The 18,335-nt window shown below is 59.4% G+C and carries 17 protein-coding genes and 1 riboswitch; of the genes, 11 read left to right on the top strand and 6 right to left on the bottom strand.

Annotated elements, in window-relative coordinates:
* Positions 1 to 28 precede the first annotated feature (28 nt).
* Positions 29 to 742: a DNA helicase gene (locus ACQY8Q_RS23435; RefSeq protein ID WP_428428819.1), complete on the bottom strand. Its 714-nt coding sequence runs from the start codon at positions 740 to 742 to the stop codon at positions 29 to 31.
* A 319-nt stretch (positions 743 to 1,061) separates the two neighbouring features.
* Entirely contained in the window at positions 1,062 to 1,757 is a 696-nt protein-coding gene (locus ACQY8Q_RS23430) for an alpha/beta hydrolase (RefSeq protein ID WP_428429855.1), read from the bottom strand.
* Between the two features lie 206 nt (positions 1,758 to 1,963).
* Between ACQY8Q_RS23430 and ACQY8Q_RS23425 the strand changes: the two genes are divergently transcribed.
* The 9 genes from ACQY8Q_RS23425 to ACQY8Q_RS23385 all read left to right on the top strand — a co-directional run bounded on the left by ACQY8Q_RS23425 (position 1,964) and on the right by ACQY8Q_RS23385 (position 11,427).
* Positions 1,964 to 3,130, top strand: coding sequence for a cysteine desulfurase family protein (locus tag ACQY8Q_RS23425; protein WP_428428818.1), 1,167 nt, complete (start codon positions 1,964 to 1,966; stop codon positions 3,128 to 3,130).
* Between the two features lie 145 nt (positions 3,131 to 3,275).
* Positions 3,276 to 4,745, top strand: a complete 1,470-nt coding sequence (gene sufB / locus ACQY8Q_RS23420) for a Fe-S cluster assembly protein SufB (protein ID WP_428428817.1) — start codon at positions 3,276 to 3,278, stop codon at positions 4,743 to 4,745.
* A 62-nt stretch (positions 4,746 to 4,807) separates the two neighbouring features.
* The gene (locus tag ACQY8Q_RS23415) at positions 4,808 to 5,149 is read left to right on the top strand and encodes a GIY-YIG nuclease family protein (protein WP_428428816.1); all 342 of its coding nucleotides are present in this window, start codon (positions 4,808 to 4,810) and stop codon (positions 5,147 to 5,149) included.
* A gap of 111 nt (positions 5,150 to 5,260) precedes the next feature.
* A complete protein-coding gene (gene sufC / locus ACQY8Q_RS23410) occupies positions 5,261 to 6,016 on the top strand; it encodes a Fe-S cluster assembly ATPase SufC (RefSeq protein WP_428428815.1) in 756 nt (251 codons plus the stop codon).
* Positions 6,017 to 6,027: 11 nt separating this feature from the next.
* Positions 6,028 to 7,302, top strand: coding sequence for a Fe-S cluster assembly protein SufD (sufD, locus tag ACQY8Q_RS23405; RefSeq protein WP_428428814.1), 1,275 nt, complete (start codon positions 6,028 to 6,030; stop codon positions 7,300 to 7,302).
* 13 nt (positions 7,303 to 7,315) lie between these two features.
* Positions 7,316 to 8,557 carry a cysteine desulfurase gene (locus tag ACQY8Q_RS23400; protein WP_428428813.1) on the top strand — a complete coding sequence of 414 codons (1,242 nt, stop codon included), beginning with the start codon at positions 7,316 to 7,318 and terminating at the stop codon, positions 8,555 to 8,557.
* A 12-nt stretch (positions 8,558 to 8,569) separates the two neighbouring features.
* Complete coding sequence (locus ACQY8Q_RS23395) at positions 8,570 to 8,950, top strand: SUF system Fe-S cluster assembly protein (protein ID WP_113244768.1); 381 nt, start codon at positions 8,570 to 8,572, stop codon at positions 8,948 to 8,950.
* 90 nt (positions 8,951 to 9,040) lie between these two features.
* Positions 9,041 to 9,433, top strand: coding sequence for a Fe-S cluster assembly scaffold SufA (sufA, locus tag ACQY8Q_RS23390; protein WP_428428812.1), 393 nt, complete (start codon positions 9,041 to 9,043; stop codon positions 9,431 to 9,433).
* Between the two features lie 119 nt (positions 9,434 to 9,552).
* A complete protein-coding gene (locus tag ACQY8Q_RS23385) occupies positions 9,553 to 11,427 on the top strand; it encodes a PAS domain S-box protein (RefSeq protein ID WP_428428811.1) in 1,875 nt (624 codons plus the stop codon).
* A gap of 77 nt (positions 11,428 to 11,504) precedes the next feature.
* Here the strand turns inward: ACQY8Q_RS23385 and gcvP are convergent, their stop codons facing one another.
* Genes gcvP through gcvT form a run of 3 tightly spaced genes read right to left on the bottom strand, consistent with a single transcriptional unit; the run spans position 11,505 to position 15,887 of the window.
* Positions 11,505 to 14,369 carry an aminomethyl-transferring glycine dehydrogenase gene (gene gcvP / locus ACQY8Q_RS23380; protein ID WP_428428810.1) on the bottom strand — a complete coding sequence of 955 codons (2,865 nt, stop codon included), beginning with the start codon at positions 14,367 to 14,369 and terminating at the stop codon, positions 11,505 to 11,507.
* Positions 14,369 to 14,731, bottom strand: a complete 363-nt coding sequence (gene gcvH, locus ACQY8Q_RS23375) for a glycine cleavage system protein GcvH (protein ID WP_113244772.1) — start codon at positions 14,729 to 14,731, stop codon at positions 14,369 to 14,371. The genes gcvP and gcvH overlap by 1 nt, the downstream gene beginning before the upstream one ends.
* Before the next feature lie 16 nt (positions 14,732 to 14,747).
* Complete coding sequence (gene gcvT, locus ACQY8Q_RS23370; protein ID WP_428428809.1) at positions 14,748 to 15,887, bottom strand: glycine cleavage system aminomethyltransferase GcvT; 1,140 nt, start codon at positions 15,885 to 15,887, stop codon at positions 14,748 to 14,750.
* Between the two features lie 142 nt (positions 15,888 to 16,029).
* A riboswitch (glycine riboswitch) is annotated at positions 16,030 to 16,117 on the bottom strand.
* 160 nt (positions 16,118 to 16,277) lie between these two features.
* Between gcvT and ACQY8Q_RS23365 the strand changes: the two genes are divergently transcribed.
* A complete protein-coding gene (locus ACQY8Q_RS23365; RefSeq protein ID WP_428428808.1) occupies positions 16,278 to 16,673 on the top strand; it encodes a hypothetical protein in 396 nt (131 codons plus the stop codon).
* A gap of 104 nt (positions 16,674 to 16,777) precedes the next feature.
* Positions 16,778 to 17,764: a DUF1775 domain-containing protein gene (locus tag ACQY8Q_RS23360; protein WP_428428807.1), complete on the top strand. Its 987-nt coding sequence runs from the start codon at positions 16,778 to 16,780 to the stop codon at positions 17,762 to 17,764.
* Positions 17,765 to 17,835: 71 nt separating this feature from the next.
* On the opposite strand, the gene ACQY8Q_RS23355 is transcribed toward ACQY8Q_RS23360, so the two are convergent.
* Positions 17,836 to 18,171: a hypothetical protein gene (locus ACQY8Q_RS23355; RefSeq protein ID WP_428428806.1), complete on the bottom strand. Its 336-nt coding sequence runs from the start codon at positions 18,169 to 18,171 to the stop codon at positions 17,836 to 17,838.
* Positions 18,172 to 18,335: the final 164 nt, after the last annotated feature.

The following is an 18,335-nucleotide window of genomic DNA, read 5'->3' as shown; positions in this document are numbered from 1 at the left end:
GGTTAAAGTGCCCCGGCTGGTTGGAAAATCAGGCTAACGCTTGAAACTGCGCCTTACCTTGATGCAGGAAGCACGCTTTGGAAAAGAGGCTCATATTGATACGATTGGGCAGGCGGATGTCTTGCAGATCCGGCAATGGTTTGCTTTGCGGGTCAAAGGAGCGATCGATCTGCGACAGGAACGCGAGGATGATTCCCGCCCTCTGCGCAAAGGCTTGCAAAGCGTCGAGCTGTTCTGAAAGCGCGGGCTTGTTTCTGCGTTGATCAAGGATTTGCAGATAGTCGATGACGGCGACTGTGCCGCAGGCAGCGCCTGCAAGATGGCGGGTGATGTAATCAGCGCAGATCTCGTCGTCCGTCACGATTTCCACGCCATCGCCAAGCCTAGATGTTTCGCCCTCTAGCGATCGAATGCGCTCGCGGGTTTCATGCTCGGTATATTCCAGCGTGAAGAACACGCTTCTCCTGCCGTCGCGGATGGCATCGAGCAGAAGCTTTAGACCCAGCAACGTCTTGCCATGTCCGGGACGGGCGCCCAGCAAGACGATATCGCCATCGGCGAGCCGGGACAGGATGTCTCTTTCGTCTGAAGTCCCTGCAACTTGCGCGGCAAGCAGGCTCCAGCCTGCAAAGCCCTCGTTCCGTGCTATGCGATCCAAAGCGGCATGCAGGGCGATTTTATCAGCGCGTGCCAATAACTTGGCCCGGCGTTTCAGTTGGTAGATCGGGGCGGATAGCCTCATCAGAAAACCTCCATTGCGAGCAGAAAACGCAATCCCTCCTTATGCGGCGCTCGAACAGATGGCTCGATGATTTCAATACCCCGTATGAACGATACTTCCCCGATTGGAGGGAGGAGGCGCGGGCCAAGCCTGTACCCTGATCAATACCGCGAGTCGGAAATAGCAACAAGACGGAGGCGGATGATCGCCTGCGGCGTGGCCGGCTCGAATTGGCAGGTTCTGTCACCTCGGCAAAAAAAATGGCACCCTGCGACGCTTGAGGACGCAGAATGCCATTCGAAATAAACGCGAGGCCGGGTGTGAACCAGCCAATGCGGGTTTAGCGAATACGCTTTGCCGCCGGTTCCGGCGTCAGTTCGCCGTTCAGCCGCCGGTCGAGGTAGTCCTCGCATTCGGCCATCAGCGTATTGACCTGGCCGCTGAAGAAGTGGTTTGCACCCGGCACGGTCTTGTGGGTAATCAAGATACCCTTCTGGGCCTTCAGCTTGTCGACCAGCGTGTTGACGTCCTTTTCAGGCGCCACCTTGTCGAGGTCGCCGTTGATGATCAGGCCGGACGACGGGCAGGGAGCGAGGAACGAGAAGTCGTAGGTGTTCGGCTGCGGCGCGATCGACATGAAGCCTTCGATTTCGGGACGGCGCATCAAAAGCTGCATGCCGATCCAGGCGCCAAAGGAATAACCGGCGACCCAGCAGCTCTTCGAATCGGGATGCATGCTCTGTACCCAGTCGAGCGCCGATGCCGCATCCGACAGTTCGCCGGCGCCGTGGTCGAATTCGCCCTGGCTGCGGCCGATCGAGCGGAAGTTGAACCGGAGCGTGGTAAAGCCGCGCTTCTGGAACATGTAGAACAGCTGGTAGACGATCTGGTTGTTCATCGTGCCGCCAAACTGCGGATGCGGATGCAGGACGATGGCGATCGGGGCATTCTTCTGCTTGGACGGCTGGTAACGGCCTTCGAGGCGACCGGCCGGTCCGTTGAAGATGATTTCGGGCATTGGCTCTCCGGGCTTGATTCTGGGACTAAAAACCGGTTCAGCGCTGATGCAGTCTTGACGAAAGCAGTCAGCTTTTCTAAAACTAGTTTAGAACCATTCAAAACTTTGACACGGACTTTCCGTGGCGAGTGCTGTCTCTTACGGCAAGCGAAGCGAAAAATTCAAGGAAAATGCACCGGCCGCATGCCTTTACATGGCAGCCGCCGGTTCTTTGGCAAGAGAACATGGCACAAGAGCGCATCTATATGGACTGGAATGCCACCGCGCCGCTGTTGCCGGCCGCGCGCGCGGCATGCCTTGATGCGCTCGATCTCCCCGGTAACCCGTCCTCGGTGCATGGCGAAGGTCGTAAAATTCGCACGCTGATCGAAAATGCCCGCCGTGATGTTGCGGCCCTCTGTGGCGCTGCGGCTTCCAGCGTGACCTTCACCAGCGGGGCGACGGAAGCGGCCAACTGGGTGCTGACCCCGAACTTTCGCATGGGCAAGACGCCCCTGACGATCGGCCATCTCTATATCTCGGCGATCGAGCATCCGGCTGTTCGCGAAGGGGGGCGGTTCGGCAAGGCTGATGTCAGCGAAATTGCCGTGACTGCGGCTGGTACGATCGATCTGGCCGAACTTGAAGCAGCACTTGACGCGCATGACCGCCAGTCAGGCCTGCCGATGGTTGCGGTGATGCTTGCCAACAACGAAACGGGGATCGTCCAGCCGATTGCTGACGTCTCCCGCCTGGTCAAGGCCGCCGGTGGCATCCTTGTCGTCGATGCGGTTCAGGCGGCCGGACGCCTGCCACTGTCGATCGAGGCGCTTGGTGCGGACTTCCTGATCATCTCGTCCCACAAGATCGGCGGACCGAAGGGGGCCGGTGCTCTGGTGGCACGCGGCGAAATCCTGATGCCTGTGGCGCTGGTCCGTGGTGGGGGGCAAGAAAAAGGGCATCGCTCCGGAACGGAAAATCCTGCCGCGATTGCCGGATTTGGCGCTGCTGCCCGGTTTGCGGCCGATAATCTCGGCGAGCGGATGATCGCGGTTTCGGCACTGCGCGAAAAGCTGGAGACAGCGATGATCGCGGCGGCACCCGACGTCATCATCCACGGCCAGGGTGGCGAGCGTATCGGCAATACGTGCTTCTTCACGCTGCCCGGTTTGAAGTCCGAGACCGGACAGATTGCCTTCGATCTGGAGGGCGTCGCGCTTTCGGCCGGCTCCGCCTGCTCGTCCGGCAAGGTCGGCCAGAGTTACGTTCTGTCGGCGATGGGGCACGATCCGCGCCATGGCGCACTGCGGATTTCGATCGGACCGTCAACCACGGAAGCGGACATAGACCGCTGTGCCGAGGTCTTTGCTAAGGTCTCGGCGCGGCGCAGGCTTTCGGGGGCTGCGGCGTGAGACTGAATTAAATTGCGGAAATTGAATTTTCCGCTTGGCAAATGGGGTGAAAATGCCCCTTAAGCCCATTACATAGGCGATACAACGACATTGTATCGTACTGACAAGCTGCCGGACCTTGTATCCGGCGAGATTGGAGAACGACATGGCTGCTGTGCAGGAAACAATCGATCAGGTCGCCCTGATCGATGTCGACCAGTACAAATACGGGTTTGAGACGACGATCGAAATGGACAAGGCACCCAAGGGCCTGTCCGAAGACATCATCCGCTTCATTTCGGCAAAGAAGAACGAACCGGACTGGATGCTCGAATGGCGTCTGGAAGCGTATCAGCGCTGGCTGACCATGGAAGAGCCGACCTGGGCACGCGTCAACTATCCGAAGATCGATTTCAACGAGATCTATTTTTACGCGGCGCCAAAGAGCACGCCTGGCCCGACGTCGATCGACGACGTCGATCCTGAGCTTCTGCGGGTCTATGAAAAGCTCGGCATTCCCTTGCGCGAACAGGAAATCCTCGCCGGCGTGAAAACGCCGCGCATCGCCGTCGATGCCGTGTTCGATTCCGTTTCGGTCGTCACGACGTTCAAGGAAGAGCTGAAGAAGGCCGGCGTGATCTTCATGTCGATCTCGGAAGCCATCCGCGAACATCCGGATCTGGTGAAGAAATATCTCGGCACCGTCGTTCCGCCCACCGACAATTATTATGCGACTTTGAATTGCGCCGTCTTCACCGATGGTTCGTTCGTCTATATCCCCAAGGGCGTTCGTTGCCCGATGGAGCTGTCGACCTATTTCCGTATCAACGAGAAGGGCACCGGCCAGTTCGAGCGCACGCTGATCATTGCGGAAGAGGGCGCCTACGTCTCCTATCTGGAAGGCTGCACGGCGCCGCAGCGCGACGAAAACCAGCTGCATGCGGCGGTTGTCGAGCTTGTTGCGCTCGACGATGCCCAGATCAAATATTCGACGGTCCAGAACTGGTATCCGGGCGACAAGGACGGCAAGGGCGGCATCTACAACTTCGTCACCAAGCGTGGCGATTGCCGCGGCAAGAACTCGAAGATTTCGTGGACGCAGGTCGAAACCGGTTCGGCGATCACTTGGAAATACCCGTCCTGCATCCTGCGCGGCGATGGTTCGCGCGGCGAGTTCTATTCGATCGCGGTCTCCAACGGCCATCAGCAGATCGATAGTGGCACCAAGATGATACATCTCGGCAAGAACACCTCGAGCCGCATCGTCTCCAAGGGGATTGCTGCCGGTTTCAGCCAGAACACTTATCGCGGCCAGGTCTCGACCCACCGCAAGGCCGAAAACGCCCGTAACTTTACCCAGTGCGACTCGCTCCTGATCGGTGACAAGTGCGGCGCCCACACGGTACCCTATATCGAGGCACGCAATTCCTCAGCCCAGTTCGAGCATGAGGCGACGACCTCGAAGATCTCCGAAGACCAGCTGTTCTATTGCCTGCAACGCGGCATTCCGACCGAAGCGGCGATCGCACTGATCGTCAACGGCTTCGTCAAGGAAGTCATCCAGGAACTGCCGATGGAATTTGCGGTCGAAGCGCAGAAGCTGATCGGAATTTCGCTGGAAGGTAGCGTGGGTTAACGGTTTGGCCGTCATCCTCGGGCTTGTCCCGAGGATCTGCCGGAGTTGCCTTGGAGACATGATTGACCGGTTTCGTCTACATGATGTCCGACAAGCCCCGAGGCGTTATATACACCGGCGTGACCTCAGACCTCGCTGGAAGAGTTTGGGAACACCGCAATCACATCCACGAAGGATTTACTGCAAAATATCGAGCTGAGAAGTTGGTCTGGTTCGAACGTCATCCGAATATCGTTCTTGCGATACAGCGCGAGAAATCTTTGAAGAGGTATAGACGGGACTGGAAAATCGAATTGATAGAAGGCCTCAACCCCACCTGGCTGGATCTATTCGAACGTATTGAAGAAGTCGACAACATCTATCGTCCACATCCAAGCACAAAAATGTGGAGCGATTACAATTGATAGACTGTCAGATCCTCGGGACAAGCCCGAGAATGACGGCAGTCTGGTTGAAGTGCCCAAGACACGGGTTTGCATGGACTACGCGGACCGACCACACTAGGGAAAAGTGAAATGCTTGAAATCAGAAACCTCCATGCCCGCATCGCCGCTGACGGCACCGAGATCATCCGTGGTCTGAACCTGACCGTAAAGGCTGGCGAAGTCGCTGCCATCATGGGGCCGAACGGCTCCGGCAAGTCGACGCTGTCCTACATCTTGTCGGGCCGCAGCGATTACGAAGTGACCGAAGGCGACATCCTTTACAATGGCGAGAGCATTCTTGAGCTCGATCCGTCCGAGCGCGCTTCCAAGGGCATCTTCCTTGCCTTCCAGTACCCGGTCGAAATCCCGGGTGTTGCGACCATGCAGTTCCTGAAGGTGGCTCTCAACGAGCAGCGCAAGTATCGCGGCGAAGACGAGCTTTCGACGCCGGATTTCATCCGTCGCGTCAAGGAAGCCGCTGCCAGGCTGCAGATCAACCCGGATATGCTGAAGCGGCCGCTCAATGTCGGTTTCTCCGGCGGCGAGAAGAAGCGTGCGGAAATCCTGCAGATGGCGCTTCTGGAGCCAAAGCTGTGCGTGCTGGACGAAACTGACAGCGGCCTCGACATCGATGCGCTGAAGATCGTTTCGGACGGCGTCAACGCGCTGCGCTCACCTGACCGTGCTGTCATCGTCATCACCCACTATCAGCGTCTGCTGGAGTACATCGTGCCCGATAGCGTCCACGTTCTTTACAAGGGTCAGATCATCAAGTCCGGCGACAAGTCGCTGGCGCTTGATCTTGAAGCCAATGGTTATGCCGACATCATCGATGCGGCGGCTTGAGGAGTACCGGGATGAACATGCAAACGGCAATCACGATGACAGCCGCCGAGACGGCCCTCGTCGATGCCTATACTGCCCAGATCGGTGAACTGCCCGGTGAAGGCGCCGTGCTGTCGGCCCGCGATAGCCTGCTGGCAAATCTCAGGCAGCAGGGCCTGCCGACCCGCCGCGTCGAATCCTGGCACTATACGGACCTGCGCGCGCTTTTGCGTGCTGTTCCGGCCTATGATCCGACGGCGTTTGCGCAAAAGGTCGATCCACTTGTTCCCGGCTCCTCGGTTCTTGCCGTCCTGAACGGCAAAGCCGACACCAAGAACCTGCCGGCCGGCATCAATGTGCGTTCCTACGCCGAAAGCCTGATCGATGGTGTTGCCGCCGCCGATCTGGTCGAGCGCGATCAGGATGATGCCATCGGACGAATCAATGGCAGCTTCGTGCGCGACGGTTTCGAGATCGAAGTGCCGGAAGGCACCGTGCTCGAGCAGCCGCTGGAGTTCCAGCTGGTGCAGAGTGCCGGCCAGAGCCATTCGCGCTTTCCAGTGACGTTCGGCGCCAACTCCAAGGCAACGATCATCGAGCGCCATCTCTCGGTCAACGATGCAGCCAGCCTTGTCACGGTTGTTAGCGACCTGATCCTCGATGAAGGTGCCGAGATCACTTGGATCATCCTGCAGCAGCAGGGCGCAAGCGACAGCCATCTGGCCCAGGTCAATTTCGACCTCGGCACCAATGCCAAGCTCCGGCTGTTCATCATCAATGCTGGCGGCAAGCTGGTGCGCCAGGAAGTGCACGGCGTCACAACGGGTGAAGGCGCGGATTTCAAAATGCGCGGCATCAACCTGCTGGGCAACGAAACGCATACCGACGTGACATTCACGCTCGGCCATGACGTGCCGAACACGACATCGACGGAAATCCTCCGCAACGTGCTGTTCGACCGCGCCAAAGGCGTGTTCCAGGGCCAGATTCGGGTTGCTCCGGACGCGCAGAAGACCGACGCGAAGATGGCGTGCAACACGCTGCTTCTCTCTGACGACGCCGATTTTTCGGCCAAGCCGGAGCTGGAAATCTTTGCCGATGACGTTCAGTGCGGTCATGGCGCTACCGTCATCGATATCAACCCGACGCATCTTTACTACCTGCGTGCCCGCGGTATTCCGGAAAACAAGGCGCGCGCCATGCTGGTCAACGCATTCGTTGATGAAATCGTCGAGGAACTGGAACATGAAGGCCTGATCGAGACGCTGGAAACGATCATCGCCGCCTGGCTCGAAAAGCACGCCTGATTGGATTTCTGACATGGAACACACGGTGCCGGTGCCCGCCTATGACGTTGAAGCGATCCGCAGGGATTTTCCGATCCTGTCGCGGACCGTTTACGGCAAGCCGCTGGTCTATCTCGACAGCGGCGCCTCGGCCCAGAAGCCGCAGGTGGTCATCGATGCTGTTGCCCATGCCTATTCCAACGAATATGCCAATGTCCATCGTGGCCTGCATTTCCTGTCGAATGCCGCGACCGATGCCTATGAAGGTGCCCGTGAAAAAGTGCGCCGGTTCCTGAACGCGCCATCGGTCGACAACATCATCTTCACAAAATCCTCGACGGAGGCGATCAACACGGTCGCCTATGGCTATGGCATGCCCAAGATCGGCGCTGGCGACGAGATCGTCCTGTCGATCATGGAGCATCACTCCAATATCGTGCCGTGGCATTTCATCCGCGAGCGTCAGGGTGCCAAGCTGGTCTGGGCGCCGGTAGACGATCAGGGTGCATTCCATATCGATGATTTCGTCAAATGCCTGAGCGACAAGACCAAACTGATTGCCATTACCCATATGTCGAATGCGCTCGGCACGGTCGTGCCGATCAAGGAAATCTGCCGGATCGCCCACGAACGCGGCATTCCGGTGCTGGTCGATGGCAGTCAGGCGGCCGTCCACATGCCGGTCGACGTGCAGGATCTCGATTGCGACTGGTATGTCATGACCGGCCACAAGCTCTACGGCCCTTCTGGTATTGGCGTGCTCTATGGCAAGATGGACCGGCTGAAGGAAATGCGCCCGTTCATGGGCGGAGGCGAGATGATCGTCGAGGTCACCGAAGACGCGGTCACCTATAACGAACCACCGCACCGGTTTGAGGCCGGCACGCCGCCGATCGTGCAGGCGATCGGCCTCGGTTATGCGCTGGATTACATGGACACTATCGGCCGGGCCGCGATTGCCGCCCATGAAGCCGATCTGGCCGCCTATGCGCAGGAGCGCCTGTCGTCGGTGAACTCACTGAGGGTAATCGGGACGGCGCCGGGTAAAGGTGGTATCTTCTCGTTCGAACTCGAGGGTATCCATGCCCATGATGTGTCGATGGTGATTGACCGGGCAGGGGTTGCCGTCAGGGCAGGAACGCATTGCGCCCAGCCGCTCTTGAAACGCTTCGGCGTGACCTCCACATGCCGGGCATCCTTTGGCCTCTACAATACGCGGGCCGAAGTGGACGTGCTGGTGGATGCGCTTGAGCAAGCCCGCAAATTCTTTGCGTAAGGACATAAGCCGATGAGCCTTGATACGACTGAAAACAAGATCGACGTTCGCGAAGGGATTGTTCATTCCGCCATTCCGGCGGACGAACTGGCGCGTCTGAGCGACGATGTCATCTCTGCGCTGAAGACGGTCTACGACCCGGAAATTCCATCCGACATTTTCGAGCTCGGGCTGATTTACAAGATCGATATCGAAGACGACCGGATGGTCAAGATCGCCATGACGCTGACGGCTCCCGGCTGCCCCGTTGCCGGCGAAATGCCGGGCTGGGTAGAAAATGCTGTCGGTGCTGTTGAGGGCGTGTCCGGCGTCGAAGTATCGATGACGTTTGATCCGCCGTGGACGCCGGATCGCATGTCGGAAGAGGCGCAGGTTGCGGTCGGCTGGTACTGATCACGTATTGATCCCTTAACCGTCGCGCATTACATTCGGGACTCGGAAAGCATCAGGCCTTGAACCTGGTTGCTACAAGGAGAACGGCCTATGGGCTTTGCAGTCATGAGTTTGAGCGATGCGGCGGCTGGCCGCGTCAACGCGATCGTCGACAATGCCGGCGGTGACGCCCAGGGCATTCGCGTCGGCATCAAGAAGGGCGGCTGCGCTGGCATGGAATATGCCATCGATATGGTGACCGTGGCCAACCCGAAGGACGATCTGGTCGAACATCAGGGCGCCAGGGTCTGGGTTGCTCCTGAAGCCGTGCTCTATCTGCTCGGAACCCGGATGGACTTCGAAGTGACGACGCTGCGCTCGGGCTTTACCTTTAACAACCCGAACCAGACATCGGCTTGCGGCTGCGGCGAATCGGTCGAACTGAAGCCCGCCGATCTGGCTGCGCTGGCCGCAAAAGGCGACGCGGTCGTTCGCGCCAGCTAAGCATCTTCTCGCCGGGATACGGCGCTCTATCGGGAATTTGCAAAGAGACTGGTTTGCGCCAGTCTCTTTTTCTGTTTGTATGCCTCATGTGTACGGGGCGGAGCGCGACCGAGTAACCGATGACGGCGACGCAGGCAGATTTCGTTCAGGCAATCTATGATGTTTTTCCTTCTCCCGTCATCTTTGTCGATGCCGATCGCATTGTTCTGTCTGTCAATGCTGCCGCGATCGAGCAGTTCGGCTATGCCGCCGATGACATGATCGGTGGGTCGATACAACGGCTCTACGCCAGCGACCATGACTTTGAGGCCGCTCTTTTCCGCAACGCGGCGGAGCCGGGAAACACACAATTTTCCGAAGGTATCTACCGCTACCGCCGCAGCAATGGCACTGTGTTTACGGCTCGGCTGCGGGTGACGCCGGTTGTTGATGCAGACGGCACGGCACGGGGTTTCGCCGGTATCGTGCACGATATCTCCGACTATCTCGAACTCTATCGCGAGCGCCGGAAAGCCAGCGAAATTCTCGACACTGCGCTGCAGGCCATTCCGGAAGGGTTTGCGATCTTCGATGCAGATGAGCGGATCATCGTCTACAACGATGCCTATAAGCGCATCTGTGGTGCTGCGGGACCCCACTTGAAAATAGGCATGACCGCCGAAGAGATCATGCTTGCCGTCTACGAAGTGGGATATTACCCCAACGCGCCGGTCGGTTCGCCGCAGGCGAAGGCTTGGCTTGAGGGGCGCATGCGGGCGTTCCGCAATCCGGGCGGCGACAATCAAATCTTTGAATATGGCGATGGACGCTGGCTGCGTATCGAGGATTTGAAGACTCAGGATGGTAACACCGTTGCGCTGCGCATCGATGTCACCGATTTGAAGCGGGCCGAGATCGCGCTCGATCGGCAACGGCTGGAATATTACACGCTGGTCCAGAACATTCCCGACTTCATCTGCCGTATCTCCGCCGATCTCAGATACACGTTCGTCAACGACCGGTATGCGCGATTTGTTGGCATGGCGGCCGATGATCTGATTGGACAATCGCTTCCAGATTACGTTCCGGCAACGGACCGCGAGAGCCTGGTGACCACGCTGAAAAGCCTCTCGGTCGAGGCGCCGCTAGCCACGCGAGAACAACGTCGCAAACTGTCCGATGGCAGCGATCTCTGGCTACTCTGGTCGAATATTGCTGTCTTCGATGGCGGCAAACTGGCGGAATATGTCACGGTCGGACGCGATATCACCGAATTGAAGCAGCAGCAGCAGCGCATCGCCCAGCAGAGCGCTGAGTTGCAGCGCAAGAATGAGGCGCTCAATCAGTTTACCGGGACGGTGTCGCATGACCTGAAGGCACCACTGCGGCATATGTCGATGTTTTCGGACATGATCGTCGAGGATGTGGGCAGCGGCAATCACGAGGAACTGCCCGTTTACGCCGGCCATCTGCGCCAGAGTGCGCGGCGGATGGACCAGTTGATCGACAGCCTGCTCGACTATGCCCAGATCGCCGACGAAATCGGCAGCTGGCAGATCGTTTCGCTAACCGATGTGATTGCCGATACGATCCTCACTCTCGACAGTTTCATTCAGGAGGCCGGAGCCAGTATCGCCGTTTCAGCCTTGCCGCAGCTGAAAGGCGACCCCGAACTCCTGAAGCGTCTTTGCCAGAACCTGATCGGCAATGCCATCAAGTACCGCCGGGAGGATGTGAAACCGGTCGTCCGGATCTATGCCGAGACGGATGGGGATACGGTCCGGTTGATTTTCGAAGACAATGGCATCGGCGTCGATCCGCGGTTTTCCAGGAAGATTTTTGACGTGTTCCAGCGCCTGCACCGGGATGAAAGCATCTACCCGGGCACGGGTATTGGACTGGCGCTGGCAAAACGGATCGCCGAAAGCCACGGCGGCTCCATCGCGCTTGATACGGCGTTCACGCATGGGGCGCGGTTCGTGGTGACGCTTCCAAACCAATCTCACGCACCGTAAGACTCGGGCAGACGTTGGTTTGCGGCGGCACAGTTATGAAAAAGGGGCGCATGAAGCGCCCCTTTCGTTTTTCTAATTTACTCTGCCGCCTCGGCATAATCTTCCAGCGGCGGGCAGGTGCAGACGAGGTTGCGGTCGCCGAACACGTTGTCGACGCGGTTGACCGGCGACCAGTATTTGTCGACACGGAAGGCGCCCGGCGGGTAGCAGGCCTGTTCGCGCGAATAGGGGCGATCCCATTCGCCGACCAGGTCTTCGACCGTGTGCGGGGCGTTCTTCAGCGGATTGTTCGTCCGGTCCATCTTGCCGTCTTCGATCGCCTGCGCCTCAGCACGGATCGCTAGCATGGCGTCGCAGAAGCGGTCGATTTCGGCCTTGGTCTCCGATTCCGTCGGCTCGATCATCAGCGTGCCGGCTACCGGCCAGCTCATGGTCGGAGCGTGGAAGCCGCAGTCGATCAGGCGCTTGGCAACGTCATCGACGGTGACGCCGGCGCTATCGACCAGCGGACGGGTGTCGATGATGCACTCGTGCGCGACGCGGCCCTTGGCCGACTTGTAGAGCACGTCGTAGGCGCCCTTCAGCCGGGCAGCGATATAGTTGGCGTTGAGGATCGCCACCTTGGTCGCCTGCGTCAGTCCTTCACCGCCCATCATCAGGCAGTAGCTCCAGGAGATCGGCAGGATGGAGGCCGAACCGAACGGAGCAGCAGACACGGCACCTTCGCCGCCATCGGTTTCCGGATGACCGGGCAGGTAGGGGGCAAGATGCGCCTTGACGCCGATCGGCCCCATGCCCGGACCACCGCCACCGTGAGGAATGCAGAAGGTCTTGTGCAAGTTGAGATGGCTGACGTCGGAACCGATGTCGCCAGGACGGGCAAGCCCGACCATGGCGTTCATGTTGGCGCCGTCGAGATAGACCTGGCCACCATGCTTGTGAACGATGTCGCAGACTTCGCGGACGTTTTCCTCAAACACGCCGTGCGTCGACGGATAGGTGATCATGCAGCACGAGAGGTTTTCCGCATACTGCTCTGCTTTTGCACGGAAATCGTCCATGTCGATATCGCCGTTGTCACTAACCTTGATGACAACGACCTTCATGCCGACCATCTGGGCGGAGGCCGGATTGGTGCCGTGCGCAGAGGTCGGGATCAGGCAGACATCGCGATGGCCGTTGCCATTGGCGCGATGAAAGGCGCGGATGGTCAGAAGTCCGGCATATTCGCCCTGCGCGCCGGAGTTTGGCTGCATGGAGACCGCATCATAACCGGTGATCTGGCAGAGTTTCTGCGACAGATCCGTGATCATATGGCGGTAACCTTCAGCCTGGTCGGCCGGCACGAAGGGATGGATTTCGGAAAATTCCGGCCAGGTGATCGGCAGCATTTCGGCTGTCGCGTTCAGCTTCATCGTGCAGGAGCCGAGCGGGATCATCGAACGGTCGAGCGCCAGATCGCGGTCCGACAGCCGGCGGATATAGCGGGTCATCTCGCTTTCCGCGCGGTTCATGTGGAAGATCGGATGGGTCAGGTATGCGCTGGTGCGCAACAAGGTTTCGGGCAGGCGGTAACCCGCGTCGAAATCCTCGACCTTGAAATCGCCGCCAAAGGCGCGCCAGACGGCTTCCAGCGTGACCGGCCGCGAGCGCTCATCCAGGCTGATGCCGATCTTGGTGGTGCCGATGCGGCGAAGGTTGACGTCTTCCGCCACGGCGGTCTTCAGGATGATGCCCTGCAGCTTGCCGACATCGACGGTGACTGTGTCGAAGAACACGTCCGGCTCGACCGTGTAGCCAAGTTTTTCGAGGCCAAGCGCCAGAAGGACGGCCTTCTGATGGACGCTCTGGGCGATGGCCTTGATGCCTTTGGGGCCGTGGAAGACGGCATACATCGACGCCATGACGGCGAGCAGGACCTGCGCGGTGCAGATGTTCGACGTCGCCTTTTCACGGCGGATATGCTGTTCACGGGTCTGCAGCGACAGGCGGTAGGCGCGATTGCCGCGGCTGTCCTGCGAGACGCCGACCAGACGGCCGGGCATCGAGCGCTTGTAGGCATCCTTGACGGCCATGTAGGCCGCATGCGGGCCACCGTAACCGACGGGAACGCCAAAGCGCTGGGTGCAGCCGATGGCGATATCGGCGCCCATTTCACCGGGGGATTTCAGAAGTGCCAGTGCCAGCGGATCAGCCGCAACCGTAGCGATTGCGCCTGTCTGGTGCAGGCGTGCAATCAGGCCGGTGAAATCGTGAACATGGCCGTAGGTGCCGGGATATTGGAAGATCGCTCCAAAAACGTCGACCGGGTCGAGATCGGTAAACGGGTTACCGATGACGATCGACCAGCCGAGTGGCTCGGCGCGGGTCTTCAGGAGTGCGATGGTCTGGGGATGGCAATTTTCATCGACGAAGAAGGCCTTGGCCTTGGACTTTGCCACGCGCTCCGCCATTGCCATGGCTTCGGCGCCGGCGGTTGCCTCGTCGAGCAGTGAGGCGTTGGCGACGTCAAGACCAGTGAGGTCGCAGACCATCGTCTGATAGTTGAGCAGAGCCTCAAGACGGCCTTGGCTGATTTCCGGCTGGTAGGGCGTATAGGCCGTGTACCAAGCGGGGTTTTCGAGGATATTGCGCTGGATGACCGGCGGCGTGATCGTGCCATAGTACCCCTGGCCGATGAGCGAAACGAGCTTCTTGTTGCGGTTTGCCGTTTCGCGCATCTTGTCGAGCGCTTCGCGCTCGGTCATCGCAGCGCCCCAGGCAAGCGGGGCCTTCTGACGGATCGACGGCGGAACGGTGTCGTCGATCATGGCATCGAGGCTGGGATAGCCGATGACCTTGAGCATCGCCGTCATTTCATCGGGCGAGGGGCCGATATGACGCCGGTTGGCGAAGTCATACGGCTTGTAGTCGGTAAAGGTGAAATCCTTCGGCATGCTCATCAGGCGATCAGCTCCTTATAGGCTGCTTCGTCCAGAAGGGCGTTGACGGCCGACGGATCGGACAGTTTCAGCTTGAAGAACCAGCCGGCACCCTGCGGGTCGCTGTTGACCAGCGCCGGGTCATCGACGATAGCCTGGTTGCTCTCGACGATCTCGCCATCAAGTGGACAATAGACGTCGGACGCTGCCTTGACGGATTCAACGGTGGCAGCAGTGGCCCCCTTGTCGAGCGCAGTTCCGGCCTCTGGCAGTTCCACGAAGACGAGGTCGCCGAGCTGTTCGGCAGCGTGGGCGGTAATGCCCACTGTTGCGACATCACCCTCGATTTTCAGCCATTCGTGTTCATCGGTAAATTTCAGCATGAGGTTCAGCTCCTGATCAGCGTTTGTAGGTCGGGGTGACGAAGGGAAGGGCGGCGACGGTAATTGGCAGATACTTGCCGCGCACTTCCGCGAAAACCTGGGTGCCATTGGCGGTGTGGGCCGTATCGACATAACCCATGGCGACGGGATGATCGGCACTGGGGCCAAATCCGCCGGAGGTTACGGTACCAACCGCTACCTTGCCTTCGGCATCGGCAAACAATGGCGCTCCACCGCGCACCGGGGCCTTGCCTTCCGGCTTCAGGCCGACACGGCGGCGGCTGGCACCATCGGCGAACTGACGCAGAATGACATCGGCGCCGGGAAAGCCGCCTTGCCGGGCACCGCCGGCGCGGCGTGCCTTCTGCATCGCCCATTCGAGGCCTGCCTCAACCGGTGTCGTGGTGGTGTCGATATCATTGCCATAGAGACACAGGCCTGCTTCGAGACGCAGGGAATCGCGGGCGCCAAGGCCGATCGGCATGACGTCGGGATGTTCGAGAATACGGCGCGTCACATCGTCGGCCGACGCAGCTGGGATGGAGATTTCAAAACCGTCCTCGCCGGTATAGCCGGAACGCGAGATAATGCAGGGAACGTCGTGCAATGCAGCTTCCGCCACGTCCATGAAGCGCATGGTGGCTATATCGGCCCAGAGTTCAGCAAGCACACATTCGGCGCGTGGTCCCTGCAGCGCGATCAGCGCGCGGTCATCGAGCAGGGTCAGCTCGCAGGTTTCGCCGAGATGCTTTTGCAGATGGGCGAAATCGGCCTCCTTGCAGGAGGCATTAACGACGAGGAGGAGGTGATCACCGCGATTGGCGATCATCAGGTCGTCGAGGATGTTGCCGTTGTCGTCGGTAAAAAGTCCGTAGCGCTGTCTGCCTTCGGCAAGACCGAGCACGTCGACGGGCACCAGCTTCTCCAGCGCCAGCGCCGCATCCTCGATCCGGCCGGATTTTGGCCGCAGGATCACTTGTCCCATGTGAGAGACATCGAAAAGGCCGGCGGCGGAGCGGGTGTGCAGATGCTCCTTCATTACGCCGGCTGGATATTGCACCGGCATGTCGTAGCCGGCAAACGGCACCGTGCGGGCGCCAAGCGACACGTGCAAAGCATGCAGCGGCGTCTGTTTCAGTGGGGAATGTTCGTTCAAGTCCGGCCTCCAGGTCTGGCGCGACGCGCCGGCTCATCTCCACGGCGCATGTCGTGCGACGTTTCCTCGAGCCCCCTCTGTCCCTTTGCCTGAGATTGTTATCCCTTCGGCGAGCGAAACCGCTTCTCTCCAGAGTCCTACCGGCACCTTGCTGGTCCTTTGGCCTGAGAGTTTCCGGGGCGGTTGCTCCTTCGGCACCGGCGTTACCCGGATTCTCCCAACAAGATCGATTTCAGATAACGGCGATGCCAGCGGCTTGGCAAGCGCAAAATGTCGCGCCCGAACAGATTTTTGTCGTGGCTGTTTCGGAACCGCAGATAGAACAGAAATTCGGCCTTTGCTTTTTTGCCGGCGAGGCGATAACGCAATCATTTAAGACGAGGATGATCAATGGCGGTAGCCGGGCGACAGTGGCGAATGACGGTGCGGGTGTTTTCGGCACTGGCCCTGCTGTTTTTGTCGTTTGCCCATCAGCCAGCCTTCGCCCGCCAAATCACCCCGGCAATGGCGACAGACTACATGCTGCCGGACGGCACGATCGGCGATATCTGCTTCGGGCTTGATGGCATCGAGGGGAAAAGCCACGGCTCCTCGCATGATGCGTTAGCGCCGGTTTGCGATTATTGCCGGTTGTCGGCTTCTATCGCTCTGCCATCGCCTCCAGGCGACGGCTATCTGGTTCTCCGCGTTGCCGCACTTTCAGACAGAAAACCGGATTTCCCCACCATTTTCGTTGCGCAACCGCGCCTCCTGCCGCAATCACGCGCACCTCCGCTCTTGCTCTGACCGTTTCGCCTCGGCGATTTTCCATATTATTCAGAGTATTCAGCCGCCTTCAGCGGCATTGACCGCCCTGCTATGCGTGCAGGCTCCGGTCCGGAGACAGATCGATGACACAGACCAGAACCACATTTCTCGCGCTCGCGCTTTCACTGGGCGCTGCCGCATCGGCGCATGCTCATGCTTCGTTTGAAACCGATGAAGTGGCATCCGAAAGCAGCTTCAAGGCCGTGCTGCAGATTCCGCATGGTTGTGACGGCAAGGCCACTACCGAGGTGCAGGTCAAACTGCCGGAAGGCTTCGTCTTCGCAAAGCCGCAGCCCAAGGACGGCTGGGAGCTCGAGATCATCAAAGGCGATTACCAGAAGAGCTATGACAATCACGGAAAGGCGGTCACCTCCGGTCCGCTGGAAATTCGCTGGAAGAACGGCAATCTGTCCGACGACTATTACGACACCTTCGTCATCAGCGGCAAGATTTCAGGATTCGACAAGGAAACGCAGCTCGCCTTTCCGGTGACGCAGCTCTGCGGCGATTCAGGCAAGGTTGTCTGGGACGAGATTGCCGCTGAGGGGCAGAGTGCGCATTCGCTGGAGCACCCGGCCCCGACAGTGACGGTGACGCCTGCCCAGGCCGGCGGCCACGATCATCATGACATGGCGGCGATGGCTGGCATGGGCGCAACCGATGGCGCCCCGGTCAAGGCCGGATCGCTGGAGATTTCCGGCGGTGCGGTCAAGGCGATGTTGCCGGGCGCAAAAGTTGGCGGTGGTGGCTTCATCATCAAGAATGAGGGTGGAGAAGACGACACATTGCTTTCGGTCGAGAGCCCAGCCGCAGGCCGTGTCGAGTTGCATGAGATGACGATGCAGAACGACGTGATGAAGATGCGCAAGCTGGAGAGCGGCATTGCCCTTCCGGCTGGCGAAACCGTAACGCTTCAAAGCGGTGAGCTGCACCTGATGTTCATGGATGTGAAAAAGCCGTTTGCCGAGGGCGACAGCATCCCGGTGACGTTGACCTTCGAGAAGGCTGGCAAGGTTGATTATGTGCTTGCGGTTGGCAATGCGGCCGGTGGCGCGCAGAAGCACAAGTAGAATCTGCGAATTTTGAGCGGATAAATGACGGCGCAGGAAACTGCGCCGTTATCGTTTGACCGCAGTGCCGCTTAGCTATCGGTCGCTTCGTCGTCCGGGGTCAATGCCTCGTCGCTCTCATCGGTTTCCGGATCGTCCAGGCCGAACTCCATGTAGCGGCGCACCGCTTCGCCGCGGGTGCCCTGCGGCAGGCGGCCATTGGATGTCATCAGCATCAGTGAGAGTGCAGTCGGGCTGCGGAGGGCTGCAACCGAGGCATGGGTGTTTGCCGCATCGTCCTTTGGCCGCGCCGAAAGCAGCGTGATCGCCTCATCGGCCGGGCCATCACCGCTTACGCGGGCCGACGGCTTGATGGCTTGCGCCGCGTAAGCCGCCGTGTTGGCTGACATGGTAACGACCAGGGTCATGGACGATCTGCCCTTGCCGGGCACTCCTTCGGATGTGCAATCGATCCTTTTTAACCCGGCCGCCGTTTCACCACGATGAAATCGCGCGGTCGCATTTAAGGCAAATCTTATCGATCATCCGATGGAAAAAGGGGGCGCAGACCGCCGGGGATAGCGCGCGCCCC

This window comes from Pararhizobium sp. (assembly GCF_965279435.1).
Classification (GTDB): domain Bacteria; phylum Pseudomonadota; class Alphaproteobacteria; order Rhizobiales; family Rhizobiaceae; genus Pararhizobium.
This window is presented reverse-complemented; position numbering and strand designations above follow the sequence as displayed.